Genomic DNA, 14,554 nt, shown 5'->3' on the forward strand with positions numbered 1-14,554 from the left:
TTTTATTTAATGATAAATCCTTTAGCGTAGATGTCGCTATGCTCAATATAAAATTGTGAATTAGATATCAAATAATAATTGAGTTGCATATCTTCAGCATGTATTTTTAATCCTGTGAAAGAGGTGATAATTTCCTGAGAGAACTCCTTTGCACATACAGCAACGACTTCAATAATTGGATAAGCTAAGATATCTCCTTTTTTATTTGCAACGACTTGTTTTTCTCCCTGTTTAAGCACCAGATAATCACTATTTCCATCTTGCTTAGAGTGAATATACGCTTTAATAGCTGTTATATTTTTAATTTCTAATTCCATGTCAACTTCATAGACTTTTATCTTCTTATCGTTGACTAAATACATATTTTGTTTTTTCTCTACTTCTGGTAATTTTTCTGTCGTCAGACATCCATGCTGAAATTCATACATTTGGCCATTATTTCTTACTAAATAGCTTTCTTTTGAGTTTATTCTCCCACGATCCACAAGAGAGGAAATGCACCCTTTTAATAAAATACGAATATTGTCAACGCTTTCATTTGGGTGTAATTCTACATCTAAAACATCATCACTCCATTGAAAGATAAGTAAACGAACATATTTGCTCCCTCTCGGCTCATTCCGCATTAATGCCTTATTCTCATAGTCTTGTAATACCGTCTCCAGCTCGTTTTTCTCAATAATTCGTAATTGTTGTCCATTTATATGAATATCATAACTGTTTATTACTTTTGAAATCATAAAATCACCTCCTTATATTTCTGGAATCAATAGATATCCCTGATTTAAAGGATCATCGGGATCAAAATAAAAATCATGTCTCCCCATAATCCATGCTGTTCCTGTAATAGCAACCCTATTATAAATTATATTTCCTTTCACACTCGCGTGGATTACCTGGGCTTTAAATTGAGATCCTGTGATACTCTCGTGGATAAAGACTTCATTTAGATCAAGGTCGCCTTCTTTATAAAGTGTTGATACTTTTGCGCATGTCCCTGTACCACATGGCGATCTGTCAATGCCTCCCGGAGGTACAATTACTGTGTTTTTAACAACATCACCTGTTTCATAGAATTCCATATGGGTCAGCTTATTAATAAATGGATAATCAGGATGTTTCACCTCATGCTGACGATTAATTTCATCTCTGATTGCCATGGCAATTTCGACGATTTCTTCTGACCTCGATACATGAAGGGATAAACCTAAATCTCCCGCTTTCATAATCCCATAGAAATTCCCACCATATGCTATATCGCACTTTATATTCTTGAAATCTTTATAATCGATATAAACCGTCTTTAGATGAAAGGAATCGGTACTAATAAATGTTACTTCTTGCACTTTGCCCTCTTTCACTTTGCAGCTGGCTTCTACCACACCAGCTGGGGTATCTAGGACTACCGAAGTATAAGGCTCTTTGACTTCGACATAACCGAGTTCTACTAATGCTGTACATGTACCAATAGTGTCATGTCCGCACATCGGCAGATACCCACCGGTCTCTATAAAAATCACACTAAAATCTGCTTCTTCTTTTAAAGGCGGCAGTAGTATCGTGCCGCTCATTACATCATGTCCCCTGGGTGGAAAAACTAGAAATTTTCGAATGTAATCATGGTTTTCCTTCATATCCAGCATTTTTTCTTGAATCGTTTCTCCTTTTAATTTAGGCATACCGGATAAAACCGTTCTTGTCGGGTTTCCCCCAGTGTGTGTATCCACAGTAACAAGTAGTTTTGAATTTATCTTCATATTGCCTCCTCCTGAAATCTTTCCATACTTAGCGGACTAATGTCATCCTCGAGTGTATCTGTCACCATCTGAGCCATCCAATAACCTGTTACCGCAGACAATCCAATTCCATCTCCCTCATGACCAGCGGCTACATAATAATTAGGAACAGTAGTCTCTGAAATAATTGGCAAGTGATCCGGCGTCCACGGCCGGAGACCTGCATAACTACGAATAATATTCATATCCTTCATTTTTGGGAAAAATTCTATCGCCCTTTTGGCAATCAGTTGAACAACTTGATGATTGACGGTTGTGTCAAAACCAATAAATTCCCGGCTGCTTCCTATCAGGAAATTTTGACTCTCTGTCGGTTCATGCACCAATGCAATTCCATAATCATTCATGATTTTATCTGCTTTTCTCTCTTTGCCAAACTTCGTCATCAAGTATCCAAACTCTTGAATTTTCCTTGTGCCCATCAATTCTGCACGTGATGAAACCAGGATATGACCTTTTCTTGGTTTAATTGGTAAAGGTACACCGAGATGTTTACTCACTTCCGGTGCAAAAACACCAGCTGCATTAATTACTTTATTGGCTTTAAATACACGATCATGAGAATGTACTTTAAATCCTTTTGTTCTATGTTCCTCCATAAATGTTACGGGCGTTTTTTCGAAAAGCTCAAGATCATTCTTTTTCGCTGCGTGAATGAACGAAAATGTTAACATGTACGGGTTTACCGTCGAATCATTTGTGCATTCAATGCCGCCAACCAAATGATCAGCAAAATATTTGGAATCATTTTTCAAATCTTCTTTGGTTAATTTATTAAAAAATTGATATTCGCCATTTGCCCTGTTATGCTGATCGACCCAGTCATATGCCTGCTCCAATTCTTCTTCATTTGCACAAAGGAAAATACTTCCCGGATGCCTGTATTCAAATTTCATTTCTAATTCTTTTGATAAGCTTTTGATTAATGCCTGGCTCTTTATCGCCATATTGCTATCAAATCCCGGCTCTTTATCAATCAATAAAACATTGCCATCACATTTTGAGCTTGTACCAGAAGCAACTGTATCCCTTTCCAACATCCCTACTTTTAAACCTTTTTCAGAAGTAAAATAAGCAATGCTCGCACCGATAATACCTCCACCAATTATCAATACATCATAAGATGGCGTTGTCAAAATTGCTCCCTCCTTCCTTTATAAAATACTAAGAAAAAAACGTGCCAACTTCACCTATCGTAAAATCAATAAAATTTGAAATAATGTGTAAAGAAAAATATAATTATTATTATAAATTTAACACTAAAGGGGATTATACATATGTTAGAACATTCTATTATTGAAGAGCTGATTAATTTTTATAACCATTCTTTTACGATTATTGATAAACACGAAAAAGTCATTTACTGGAGCGACAGAGCTTCAGAAATATTTAACATGGAGAAAAGCGAGGTGATTGGAAAGGATATTAAAGAAATTTTCGCAGAAGACAAATTGGCGATTTTACAAACATTACGAAACAATGAAGTCATTGAGAAGAAGCAGCACATGGCTACGAAAAGTATTTATGTGAATCTCAAATCTGTTCCGATTATTATTGAAGGCAAAGTTGAAGGTGCCATTGTTTCAGAAATTGATGTGACAGAACAAAAACGCCAGGAGGAAGAAATCGAACAACTCAAAAATCAGGTAAGCTTCCTTACCGATAATGTCAAACAATTGAAGAATGAGGAACATTTTAAAAATATTATTTTTAAAAGCTCGATCATGGAAAATTTAAAAAACCAGATAAAACGGGCTGCAAAGACAAATGCCAATATTTTAATTACTGGAGAAACTGGTGTAGGTAAAGAACTATTTGCACAATCTATTCATAACAGCAGTGAAACTTCCGGTGAATTTATTCCTATTAACTGTGGTGCAATTCCGAAGCATTTATTTGAGGCAGAATTATTTGGTTACGAAAAAGGAGCTTTTACAGGAGCAAATAAAGAAGGAAACAAGGGGAAGCTCGAACTTGCCAGAGACGGCACACTTTTTCTTGATGAAATCGGGGATATGCCGTTGGACATGCAAGTGAAATTTCTGCGGGTATTACAAGAAAGAAAATACTTCAGATTAGGCGGTAAAAAAGAAGTTTCCACCCATTTCCGGTTGGTTTCAGCTACAAACAAATCAATTTCTGAGTTACTGAATTCTGATGATTTCCGTTCCGATTTGCTGTACCGGATTAATGTCCTTAATATCCACATACCTCCTTTAAGAGAACGGCCGGATGACATTGAATCCTTATTCTATTATTATCTTTATCACTTATCGAAGAAATACCAGACAGAGCTCCGTTATGCAGATCATTCACTTTTAAACAACCTAAGAAGCTATCACTGGCCTGGAAATGTTAGAGAATTAATCAATGTTGCTGAACGATTAGTTATTTTTTCTAATGAGGATCAATTAAATAATAATATCTTTGACCAGTATTTGGTGGAAGTAGGGCAGTCAGATAAGACCCTGTCTGTACCAAATCTATCAGAGAATTTAAATCTGAAAGACTATATCCATAAGGTGGAAGCAGAATATATTAAATATATCGTCGATCAAAATGATCATAACATTGAAAAATCCAGTCATGATCTCGGTATCAGCAGACCTACGTTATATTCAAAAATGCGTAAATTCCAATTCTAAATTGGCACACTTTTTTCTTGTTTATAAACAAATATCCTTTGAGGTGATTCGAATGAAAAAACAAGATGATTTTATAGTATGTCGCTGTGAAAATATATACTACTCCGAAATGCTTGAAATATTAGAGAAAGGAGCAGCAAACTCGAGAGAATTAAAACTGAAATCCCGAGCTGGTATGGGCTTTTGTAACTCCAGGACATGCGGACATTTTTTAGATCAGCTGACTCAGGATAAAAATACACAGACTCCTTCTTATATCAACCTGAAATCCCAGTCTCCTATTCGGACTGTTTCGTTTGAGGAAATTTCAGGGGGTGTGGAATCGTGACAGGAAGAATTACAGATCATAAAATCTTAGAAAAAAAAGAGCAGACACTAATTCCTTTTCAATGGAACGGTCAAACGTATTATGGAGCTGAGGGGGAAAGTATCACAGCAGCGCTTCTCGCTAATAATATCAGAACGCTCAGATACCATGAAAAAGATGGCAAACCACGGGGACTGTACTGTAATATCGGACACTGCTCCGAATGCAGGGTAATTGTGGAAGGGAAACGTAATCAACGGGCCTGCCTCACTCCAATCCATAAAGATATGGTGATTGAACAGCAGAAGGAATTGCCTCACCTGGTCAAAGGAGGGCATTCCCATGAATCACTTTGATACTATTATTATCGGTGCCGGCCCTGCCGGATTAACGGCTGCCCAAGTCCTGCAAGAAAAGCAAAATGTACTCCTTATCGATGAATATTATCATTATGGCGGCAGATTGCTTGGGCAGCTATATGAGGAAACAAAAGGAGAATGGTGGAATGGAATGGAAGTTGCCCGGAAACTTTATAATGAAGTCTCTGAAAAGGTGAACTTTAAGCTTGGAACATCAGTGTATAACTTAGAACATAGTAATCAAGGCTTCGATATCTATACAACGTCCGGCCATTTCCAATCAGAGCACCTGATTGTTGCGACCGGCGGAAAAGAAAAATCGACTCCGCTTCCAGGCTGGGATTTGCCAGGAGTAATGACGGTAGGTGCTGCTCAGGTGCTGACAAACTTCCAGCGTGTGAAACCGGGAAATAAGGGAGTTATTATCGGTATTAATCCATTGTCCATGGTCATCGCGCTAGAGCTTGGTTACGCATATGTTGATGTTGCTAAAATTTGTCTTCCTCCAGTTAATCTAATCAACAAAGCAACACCAAAGGAAGCATTGGAAACGCTGATATCTTTAGGAAATTCTGCTCCATCTACATTCTTTTCAACAGGTTCAAAAATAGCTGGAAAAGTGACTCCACTCCAGCAGCTGGCATTACAATTTTTCCCTAAAAAAGGAGTCCATGCGCTTGGATTACCTATCTCCATCAAAGAAAGGGTAATAAGAATAAACGGGCAGCATGAAGTGGAATCCGTAACCATTCAAAAAACGAATGCCTCGGGTGTGCTTATAGAGGGGACAGAAAAAGAAATAGCATGTGATTTTGTATGCATCTCTGACGGTTTATCGCCAGTCAATGAAGTAACATCCTTATTGAATCTGAAACATATTTATATGGAGTCGTTAGGCGGATATGTACCTCTGCATAACGAAACGATGGAAACAGAAATAGAGAATTTGTATGTTGCCGGTAATATTACTGGCATTGAGAATGCTAAAATTGCCATGCTGCAGGGAAAAATGGCTGCAAATCAGATTATAAAAGACACTATTTCATCTAAAAAAACATTGGAAGCCATAACATACGAAAGGCAGCATGCAAAAATAACCTTCCATAAAGATTTGCACCAAGGGAGAAAAAACTTACAGCGCTTGTGGACACAATATGTATAAAAAACGCTCTTCTCAAAATTTGAGAAGAGCGTTTTTTCATTTAGTGGATGAGACGAGAAGCAGCTTCGTCGTCTCATCTGTAGCATTATACCAATGATGTGCCATACTAGAATCTATATGGATAGACTCATTGCTATACAGCGTTTCTTTGACACCTTCAATTTCAACTTCTAACTGGCCGGATAATACATATACAAATTCTTGTCCGCTATGCGTATAAGGGATTTGTTGATATTCCCCTGCTTCCAAGTCAATCCGTGCAGGAATGAAATCCGGATGTTTCATTTTTCCAACTAAGCTTTTATAGGAAAAGTTACCAGTATTTTTATACGAGGTTTTCTCTTTTTTTACAAAGCTGGAATCTCCATTATCGAAAAAGAAATTCACATTGACATCTAATGCCTCACAGATTTTTTTAAGGGATGTAAATGTAAGTGTCCGCAGTCCTCTTTCTATCTGGGATAAAAAGCTCACAGACAGACCACTTCGGTCACTCAATTGTTGTAAGGTCAGCTGCCTGCTCTTACGTACTTTTTTTAGTTCACTGCCTAATAACTCATCCATCCACGTCACCTCTTAGTTATTATTGCTTCATATTAACAAAGATACTTTTCACTTCTACATAGTTGGAGATGCCGTAATCTCCACCCATCTCTCGGCCTATACCGGAATGTTTGTAACCGCCAAACGGCATGGTTTCCAATTCAAGACCAAAATCATTCACCCAGACAGTTCCTGATTCTAACTTAGAAGCAATATAATGCCCTTTTTTAATATTTTCCGTCCATACACTTGCAGCTAAACCATACTCACTATCATTAGCCCGCTGGATCACTTCTTCCACTTCATCGAAGACAAATACTGACATAACAGGGCCAAATATTTCTTCTCTTGCAATCGACATATGATCTTGTACGTCCGCAAAGATAGTCGGTTCTACAAAATATCCTTGATCCCCTGTACGCTTACCGCCAGTAATAAGCCGCGCACCTTCTTCCTTTCCTTTTTCAATATACCCTAAAACAGTATTCATTTGTTTTTCAGATACAAGCGGCCCCATATCCGTAGCACTGTCTAACCCAGGGCCAACGACCGTTTCTTCAGCTTTTTTCTTGAGCTTATCCAGTACTTCATCATACAAACTTCGATGCACAAAAATACGGGTAGTTGCACTGCAATTTTGACCGTGATTATACATCGTACCATCAAAAACACCATCTAATGTTGTTTCTAAATCAGCATCCTCTAAAACAATAGCTGGAGATTTCCCTCCAAGTTCTAAAGTGACCGCCTTCACATCATCTGCTGCTTTTCTCATAATTTCCTTACCAGTTTCTGTGGAGCCGGTGAACGCAACTTTGTTCACTTGAGGATGTGTTACCAAAGCATTTCCAACAACACTCCCCGGCCCGGAAACAATATTGACTACACCATCCGGAAAACCAGCTTCTTTAAATAACTTCGCTGCATATAAAATGGATAATGGTGTATCTTCTGCAGGTTTTAAAACAACCGTACACCCTGCTGCAAGTGCTGAACCCAGCTTCCAAGCAGCCATTAGCAAAGGATAGTTCCATGGAATAATCTGCCCTACTACACCAACAGGCTCGTGAACTGTATACGTAGCATATTCCGGTGAAACGTTTGTTGTCTTTCCAAAGATTTTTGTTGCCCAACCTGCATAATATCTAAAATGCTCAATCGTCCCTTCTATATCATCTTCCAAAGCTTGCTGATAAGGCTTGCCGTTATCAAGAGACTCTAATTGGGCAAGTTCTTCTTTATGCTCCTCTAATAAGTCTGCAAATTTATAAATTATACGGGAACGCTCGGCAGCCTCCATCTTGGTCCATTGCCCTTCATCAAAAGCTTTACGAGCTGCTTGAACAGCCAAATCAAGATCGGATTCATCTGCTTGGCTTACTTTTGCAATCACTTCCTCCGTTGCCGGATTCAAAACGTCAAATGTTTGACCGTTCTGTGCTGTAACATATTGACCATTAATATAGAACCCATTCACCTCTTCTAAAAACGCTTTCACTTTTGGTTTCAACGTAACTAGTGACATACACAAACATCTCCCTTAATATAGATTTATTTAACCTCAAAATATAGCAATCTCCAGATTAAATATTCTGTTAATTAACAGGATAGTCTATGAATACATAAAAAGCAATCATTTTTTCACAGACAGTAAAATTTGGTGCATTATCTGATTAACGTTCAAGCTCCTCAAAAGAGTATTGTTTACAGCTTCTTTTAAAAATATCATCCTTTTTACAGGTACTGTAAAATTCTTAAATAAGCACGTTAGGAATATTGAAATCAAGTTTTCTTTTTATATAAGGGTAATCCCTTGTTTGTCGTTCAAACAATAAAGTTGAAATAGGCATACTATCCTTTTATGTTTAAAAACCTGTATGTTTCTTGCAAAACTGCTTCTAAATTATCTATCAATAAAGCGTGACCGGCATTTATCGGTGCATAATGAAAGTCAATTCCAGCCTCTTTTAAATCCTCCATTATTTCCATCGTCATTGCTTCCGATACAATCAAATCATTTTCTCCCCAGATTACCAGAATAGGAGCCTGGATATTACTTACTTCCCCGGTCCCATCAATTACACCATTGGATACTGTACTTATATTGAACCTGTTTGCAGCATATGCCGCATCCATTATATTCCTTTGCTGTGTGGCACTGGTTAAATACTTTCGATACTGTTCTTCGTTTGGTTGGTTAACGGAATAAAGCACTTGATCCATAGCCGCTCTAAAAAATGCTTGATTATTTGTTCTCTGAGCATCTAACATCATATTTAATCCCGGGTCTTCTATTAACTGTTCTCTAAAACGGATTCTTTCACCGTCTGTATTAAAAGCTGGATACCCTCGTGTAGACATGGAAGAAAGCAATAGGATTTTTTGAATATGGTCTGGATAATCACTAGCAAACTGCATGGCTACACCACCGCCATTAGACAAACCCATTATATAAAACTTCTGCAAATCTAATTGATCAACAAATTGTTTGATATCCTCCGAAAAATCTTTGATTGAATTTATCGGCTGGTCATAGCTCGATTGCCCATATCCACGTAAATCTACTGCATACACTGTAAAGGCAGGATCTATTTCTTCAAGCAGTAAATCCCATTGAGCCGAAGAGGCCATATTTCCATGAATTAATAATAAAACATGCTCTCCTCCTCCTTTTTTTACAAAAAAAAGATTCTCGCCATTCTCTAATGCAATATTCATAAATATCCTCCTTTTTGTTAAGTTTTAAAACTTCTATTCTATTCGATTACTGAACCTTAAAAGATTGATAACACAGCTTCTTCAGCGCATCCTGTCTTTATCTACAACGTTCTATAAACAAAAAGCATATAGTTATGTTAAATGACCTTTTTATTGAAACCCCTTTCATTATACAATAAAATATTATTTATAGATTGTCAGCAAGTGAATAAATATCAGAAACCAATTCAGGGATCCATTCACGCGCTATTGGTATAGCCTCTACCTCATAGTCGAACAATTGCCGCAGTGCATGAATCGTCCAACAAATACCACCCATATTTATTTGCCACTCGATATCGTCTGGTACGCTATCAGCAGTTTGTTCATAATATGCATGGATTAAATCAGCAGAATTAATAGGATAATCCTCTGCCGCACGAATAAAGCAGTACAAATCTCCAAGATGGGGGCTAAGATTTGCGGACGCCCAATCAATTACAGTTATTCTTTCATTATTTTTCATTAAATTTTTAGGATAATAATCATTATGCACAAGCGTCAGCGGAAAATCTCTATATAAGCGCTCCATATGAGGCGGCAAAATAGTTGATAATTTTTTTAAGAATGTTGCTTGAGTATCATCTATATACTCCCTCTGTTGGCTCAAGTATACTAAATCATTTATTATCTGGTCTTTAGAAATGTACTAATATAAATACGTTTCGTTTGTAAGTTTCCCTTCCATGATTGCTGATTCCGCCTTGCTACGGATAGTGGCTAGCTCTTTTGCCGCTTCAATAAAAATCTCAGATTGAGGAGCGTCCTCTACAGTTTCACCCGGAAGACCTTTCATTATCAAAATCCCAATATCATCCGCTTTATAGGATGCATAAATTGTTGGAATATCTAATCCAAATGGAATTAATAAATCTTTATAAACGATGACTTCGCGGGCGTTCTCTTCTTTTCCCATTTTGACGATACAGGAATCTCTATTGTTTCTATTTGCCCGCCACACTTCTGAATGGGACCACCTCCGTAAAAGAGTCCAGGATGTTACCTCTTTTAAACTAGGATGCAAATCGATATATTCAGCAAATGACTCAGGTATTCTATCCATCGGGCCTTCCACCTTTCTATAATCATTCCAGTTTCTCTTCCTATCAATTCATCAAAACGAAACGTTTGAAAACCCACGGTGCGTTACTTAAATATTATAATTTGTATTACACAAAGAATACCACAGTTTTTTTATCAAAATAATTTTTCAACGTCTACAATTAATGGTATAGTTATGAAAGGGATTGTAAAATAAGGTACGGTCCTTAAAATGTTTTTTCAAGCTTAACAACTCAAAGAAATCGAAATAGATATACACTCCTATTTTCGCAGCGAATATAGATATACAATTAATGACACTCAAAAGGAGAAACCAAGTGGAAAAAACAGTAGAATCCGGAATATCCAGTGCAATCGGAAAACTTTTTCGAGATAATTTCGGAAAGGGACCCGAAGCTATTTTTGTATCTATAGCAAAACCATACATTACAATCTATTTAAGAAACTTTTTAGCTCCGATGGAAAAAATTCTGCTGAAGCAGGAAAATGAATTGAAGTTTCAGGAGACCCGTGATTTATTAATGAAAGAACTGACTCCGGAGATACAATCGATTATCTCCTCGCAGGCCGGCGTAAAAGTGGACAAGATCTACTATGACTGGTCGGTAGAAAATAGCAGCGGAATTCTTTTTACCGAGCTGGATTCCAATCTGGATGAGACAATAGAAGATTATCTTGATTATCCAGCCAAAGAACAAGTACACGAGGAAATCAGCCGTTTTACTCAAAAAGCACAAAAATCTCCGAAACAGCTTACGTCTAGTATGCTTAATTCCCGGACTTTAATCTCAAGACGCGAGGATATCCTTGTGCTAATTGAAAAAGAGCTGATTCAATCGGGCTTTGAAAACCAGCTTAGGCTGTCCAAACGAAAGCTGGAAAAGAGTTTAATTGATAAACAATTCTTAGAATCTGTACTCCATCAGGAAATACAAGATTTATTTGTAGATTGGGATTTTGACAATGATACAGGGTTTGTTATATTTATACTTAAACCCAAAAAATAATATGGTGGAAATGTCTAGACAATAACGCTAAGGCATGAGCCGAAAAGGATGTTTATTCCTTTTCGGCTTTTTTTATTAAATAAAAGGAAAGCAGGTTAATAAATAAGAACGCAAACAGAAAGACTGTTTTATTTAATATATTGATTGATTTAGATATCCATCTCCAGAAGCTTCCTACTGTGCTGAATCTGAAGCAATGCATCTTAAAACTTTATCAGAAACTGGGGGAAACGACTATGAAAACATCTTATGTAAACATCCATAAGGAATTGGATATCGTTCATGCAAGGCAGATTGGCAGGGATATAGCAAAGCAGATTGGCTTTGGTACAGTGGATCAGGCACGTATCACCACTGCCATATCCGAATTAGCCCGTAACATCTATTTATATGCAGAAAAAGGGGGAATTTCTTTTGAGGTCATCGATACACTTGGGCGTAAAGGTATTATTATGACTGCAATCGACTCCGGCCCAGGAATAAATGATATTCGATTGGTGCTCCAGGATGGCTATACCACTTCAGGAGGACTGGGGGCTGGTCTCCCTGGCGTGAAGCGTTTGATGGATGAATTTGAAATCCAATCAGACATTGGACAAGGAACAACAATTAAGGTGGCCAAATGGATTTAATTAGCAGCATGTCGGCAACTGGAACAATTCCGGCATATTCCCAAAGAGAATTTCATAAATTTTTGCTTGTAACACTGATCTTTTCTACGTTTGTTTCATCGTTGCTGTATTCAGGTTTTGATTCATTGCTTTTACATAAGTAAGAGAATACAATCCTCAAAGAAATCTTATTCATCTTTAACTCCAGCCGCTTTGAAAGTTAATTACAATTCAGCCTCTAAACCCGTCTTATCTTACCCAAACAAATTTTTTATTTATCTAAAAAGCATCTCTTCAGATAAAATATCCAAAGAGATGCTCGATAGATTTAAAATAATTCAGCGATTTTTTATCATCCCTTTATTCCGGCCACGGGGAATGTATAATACAGCTGCAGAAATTCTTATTACGGTATTCCGGCCGAAAATGCTGGACGACATCTTCTTTCATATTACCAAAAGTTGTTTCCGGCTTATGCTTAAATCCTTCATAAAATGCCGGGATAATTTCCTTTTTAAAATTATTCCGAGGGAAAGCCTGTATAACTTCTTCACGCAAATCAGCCGGGAACTCTTCAAACCCGTCTCCCATCACATCTAAACCAACACCAGAGAAAAGAAGAGCTACTTCCGATTCCTTGTGTTCGGCAACTCCAGGAGTTGTGTGTAGAGCAATCGCATCCCATACAAGCTGAATAGATTCTTTTGGAATTTGATACTGCTGTAAAAAGCTTCTGGCTGCATTAGCCCCGTCTACTTCAAAACGCAAGTCGGGACTGCTGTACGCTTTGGTCAATCCTAAGTCATGGAATAATGCACTGACATACAGCAACTCTAAATCATAATTCAACTTTGCCTGTTTACCGTTTACCGCTCCAAAAAAGAAGACACGATTGGAATGGTTCCACAGCAAGTCATTTCCATATTCCCTTAGAATATCTGCCGCATCCTTTGCCAATCGCGTATCTGGAACTTTGATACCTGCTACTTCTTGAATCATCATTCAAACTCCCCTTTACGATTTATTTTCATCTTGGCTCCATTGTAAAAGGATTATTTCCATATAGCAATGCAATTATTTCTATGATAATCATAGAAATAATCTATGATAAAGTATTTTGTAAAGTAGGCATTTCCTTTTCTTCTGTATGGAATTGCAGCTTTCCAATTTCCTGCATTAATAACTCCAAATACTTACGAGCAGGGTAGTTCACAAAACAATTCTTTTTCATTGCTAAATATACTGCTCTTGTCAAAGTTGGCTTTTCGATATGTTGGAAAAACAAATCTTCTGTATCATAAAATTCATATAACGTACGAGATACAACACTATGACCAACCCCATTGCGCACTAGATTTAAGATAGCTTCAATACTGGAGGTTTCAACAGCAGGATCCAATTGTCTCCCAACTTCTTCGCTCGTTCTATCAAGTATTTTTCTGCATTGATGCTTATTAGGAAATAATACAATTGGGCTGTCAAAAATAGCTGGAAAAGGAATCTTCTTTCTTCCATCATGCTGGTTACTGATTAAATAAAAAGCTTCTTCATACAGCTTGGTTACTTGCAATTTATCCTGTTGATGGAAATGAAAACCAATTCCAAAATCCGCTTGATTTTCCAAAACAGCTTTTTCTAACTCATCTGTAGTCTGAATAACTACCTTAATGTTCGGATACAAGCGATTAAAATGAATACATAGGGTAGATACCAAGTCGGTGATTTCTCCAGGCAATACAGCTATCTTCAGCTCTCCTATCTCCGCTTTTGTAAATGCAGTAATTTGAGAGGTCATGCTTTGCAGCGAGCCTTGAACATTTAATGCCTCCTTCTGTACAATTTCTCCCGCCTTTGTCAGCTCAATTTTCTTGCAGAGGGTAGCCAACCTCTTGTTCCAATATTTTGATTTGATGACTTAAAGTAGGCTGTGATATTCCTAATTTTTCAGCTGCTTTAGTAAAATGCAGCTCTTTGCAAACCATTAAAAAGTATTCTAAATGTCGTAATTCGATTATAGTTCAGTCCTTTCAGTTGAAATAGCCTTTTCATTTCTATCTTAAATCAAATTCATTATGAAGTTAATTTTTTGAGGTAAATTTAGAAGGAATACTGCAGAAAGTCCATTAGCCTGGTGTAGTATATTTTCGGATGAATTCATTTACCATATCTTGAACTACCCCCACTTATCAACCTTATAGGCTGCTTGAAGTAGGAGATTCCTAAGAACACCAACCCATTGGTCAGTTATGGATTAGGCTAGCCCCGCAGTCCCTGCGGTTATTCGTAATGCTTCTTTACGAAGATT

14 protein-coding genes and 1 pseudogene are annotated in these 14,554 nt (G+C 37.3%); 5 read left to right on the plus strand and 10 right to left on the minus strand.

Annotated features, from left to right (window positions below):
* Positions 1-2 precede the first annotated feature (2 nt).
* Genes ACFO3P_RS12360 through ACFO3P_RS12370 form a run of 3 tightly spaced genes read right to left on the minus strand, consistent with a single transcriptional unit; the run spans position 3 to position 2,932 of the window.
* The gene (locus tag ACFO3P_RS12360) at positions 3-740 is read right to left on the minus strand and encodes a hypothetical protein (RefSeq protein ID WP_193062485.1); all 738 of its coding nucleotides are present in this window, start codon (positions 738-740) and stop codon (positions 3-5) included.
* Between the two features lie 12 nt (positions 741-752).
* Positions 753-1,757 (minus strand): proline racemase family protein, encoded by a 1,005-nt coding sequence (locus tag ACFO3P_RS12365; RefSeq protein ID WP_193062483.1) that lies wholly within the window; start codon positions 1,755-1,757, stop codon positions 753-755.
* On the minus strand, positions 1,754-2,932 hold the full coding sequence (locus ACFO3P_RS12370) for an NAD(P)/FAD-dependent oxidoreductase (protein WP_042531180.1): 1,179 nt from the start codon (positions 2,930-2,932) through the stop codon (positions 1,754-1,756). Before ACFO3P_RS12370 ends, ACFO3P_RS12365 begins: the two co-directional genes overlap by 4 nt.
* A gap of 141 nt (positions 2,933-3,073) precedes the next feature.
* Between ACFO3P_RS12370 and ACFO3P_RS12375 the strand changes: the two genes are divergently transcribed.
* The 3 genes from ACFO3P_RS12375 (at position 3,074) to ACFO3P_RS12385 (ending at position 6,269) form a co-directional block, all read left to right on the plus strand.
* On the plus strand, positions 3,074-4,441 hold the full coding sequence (locus tag ACFO3P_RS12375) for a sigma-54 interaction domain-containing protein (RefSeq protein WP_193062479.1): 1,368 nt from the start codon (positions 3,074-3,076) through the stop codon (positions 4,439-4,441).
* A gap of 324 nt (positions 4,442-4,765) precedes the next feature.
* Positions 4,766-5,104 carry a (2Fe-2S)-binding protein gene (locus ACFO3P_RS12380; protein ID WP_042531174.1) on the plus strand — a complete coding sequence of 113 codons (339 nt, stop codon included), beginning with the start codon at positions 4,766-4,768 and terminating at the stop codon, positions 5,102-5,104.
* Positions 5,091-6,269, plus strand: coding sequence for an NAD(P)/FAD-dependent oxidoreductase (locus ACFO3P_RS12385; RefSeq protein ID WP_289584663.1), 1,179 nt, complete (start codon positions 5,091-5,093; stop codon positions 6,267-6,269). Before ACFO3P_RS12380 ends, ACFO3P_RS12385 begins: the two co-directional genes overlap by 14 nt.
* A gap of 36 nt (positions 6,270-6,305) precedes the next feature.
* Here ACFO3P_RS12385 and ACFO3P_RS12390 read toward each other — a convergent pair whose 3' ends face one another.
* From ACFO3P_RS12390 to ACFO3P_RS12410, 5 genes are all read right to left on the minus strand, one after another.
* Positions 6,306-6,833, minus strand: coding sequence for a helix-turn-helix domain-containing protein (locus ACFO3P_RS12390; RefSeq protein WP_042531170.1), 528 nt, complete (start codon positions 6,831-6,833; stop codon positions 6,306-6,308).
* A gap of 19 nt (positions 6,834-6,852) precedes the next feature.
* The gene (locus ACFO3P_RS12395) at positions 6,853-8,337 is read right to left on the minus strand and encodes an aldehyde dehydrogenase family protein (protein ID WP_289584662.1); all 1,485 of its coding nucleotides are present in this window, start codon (positions 8,335-8,337) and stop codon (positions 6,853-6,855) included.
* A gap of 326 nt (positions 8,338-8,663) precedes the next feature.
* Positions 8,664-9,530, minus strand: a complete 867-nt coding sequence (gene phaZ / locus ACFO3P_RS12400; RefSeq protein WP_193062464.1) for an intracellular short-chain-length polyhydroxyalkanoate depolymerase — start codon at positions 9,528-9,530, stop codon at positions 8,664-8,666.
* Positions 9,531-9,717: 187 nt separating this feature from the next.
* Positions 9,718-10,179 (minus strand): phosphotransferase, encoded by a 462-nt coding sequence (locus ACFO3P_RS12405; RefSeq protein WP_193062462.1) that lies wholly within the window; start codon positions 10,177-10,179, stop codon positions 9,718-9,720.
* Positions 10,180-10,218: 39 nt separating this feature from the next.
* A complete protein-coding gene (locus ACFO3P_RS12410; RefSeq protein WP_193062459.1) occupies positions 10,219-10,632 on the minus strand; it encodes a hypothetical protein in 414 nt (137 codons plus the stop codon).
* Between the two features lie 316 nt (positions 10,633-10,948).
* On the opposite strand from ACFO3P_RS12410, the gene ACFO3P_RS12415 reads away from it, so the two are divergent.
* Together ACFO3P_RS12415 and ACFO3P_RS12420 are read left to right on the plus strand one after the other, a co-directional pair.
* The gene (locus tag ACFO3P_RS12415; RefSeq protein ID WP_042531154.1) at positions 10,949-11,638 is read left to right on the plus strand and encodes a Na-translocating system protein MpsC family protein; all 690 of its coding nucleotides are present in this window, start codon (positions 10,949-10,951) and stop codon (positions 11,636-11,638) included.
* A gap of 236 nt (positions 11,639-11,874) precedes the next feature.
* Positions 11,875-12,270, plus strand: coding sequence for an anti-sigma regulatory factor (locus tag ACFO3P_RS12420; protein WP_042531152.1), 396 nt, complete (start codon positions 11,875-11,877; stop codon positions 12,268-12,270).
* Between the two features lie 339 nt (positions 12,271-12,609).
* On the opposite strand, the gene ACFO3P_RS12425 is transcribed toward ACFO3P_RS12420, so the two are convergent.
* Positions 12,610-13,248 (minus strand): HD domain-containing protein, encoded by a 639-nt coding sequence (locus ACFO3P_RS12425; protein ID WP_289584660.1) that lies wholly within the window; start codon positions 13,246-13,248, stop codon positions 12,610-12,612.
* Between the two features lie 103 nt (positions 13,249-13,351).
* Positions 13,352-14,231 (minus strand): annotated as a pseudogene (locus tag ACFO3P_RS12430) (LysR family transcriptional regulator).
* Positions 14,232-14,554 lie beyond the last annotated feature (323 nt).

This window comes from Oceanobacillus aidingensis, assembly GCF_042654105.1.
Classification (GTDB): domain Bacteria; phylum Bacillota; class Bacilli; order Bacillales; family Amphibacillaceae; genus Oceanobacillus; species Oceanobacillus oncorhynchi.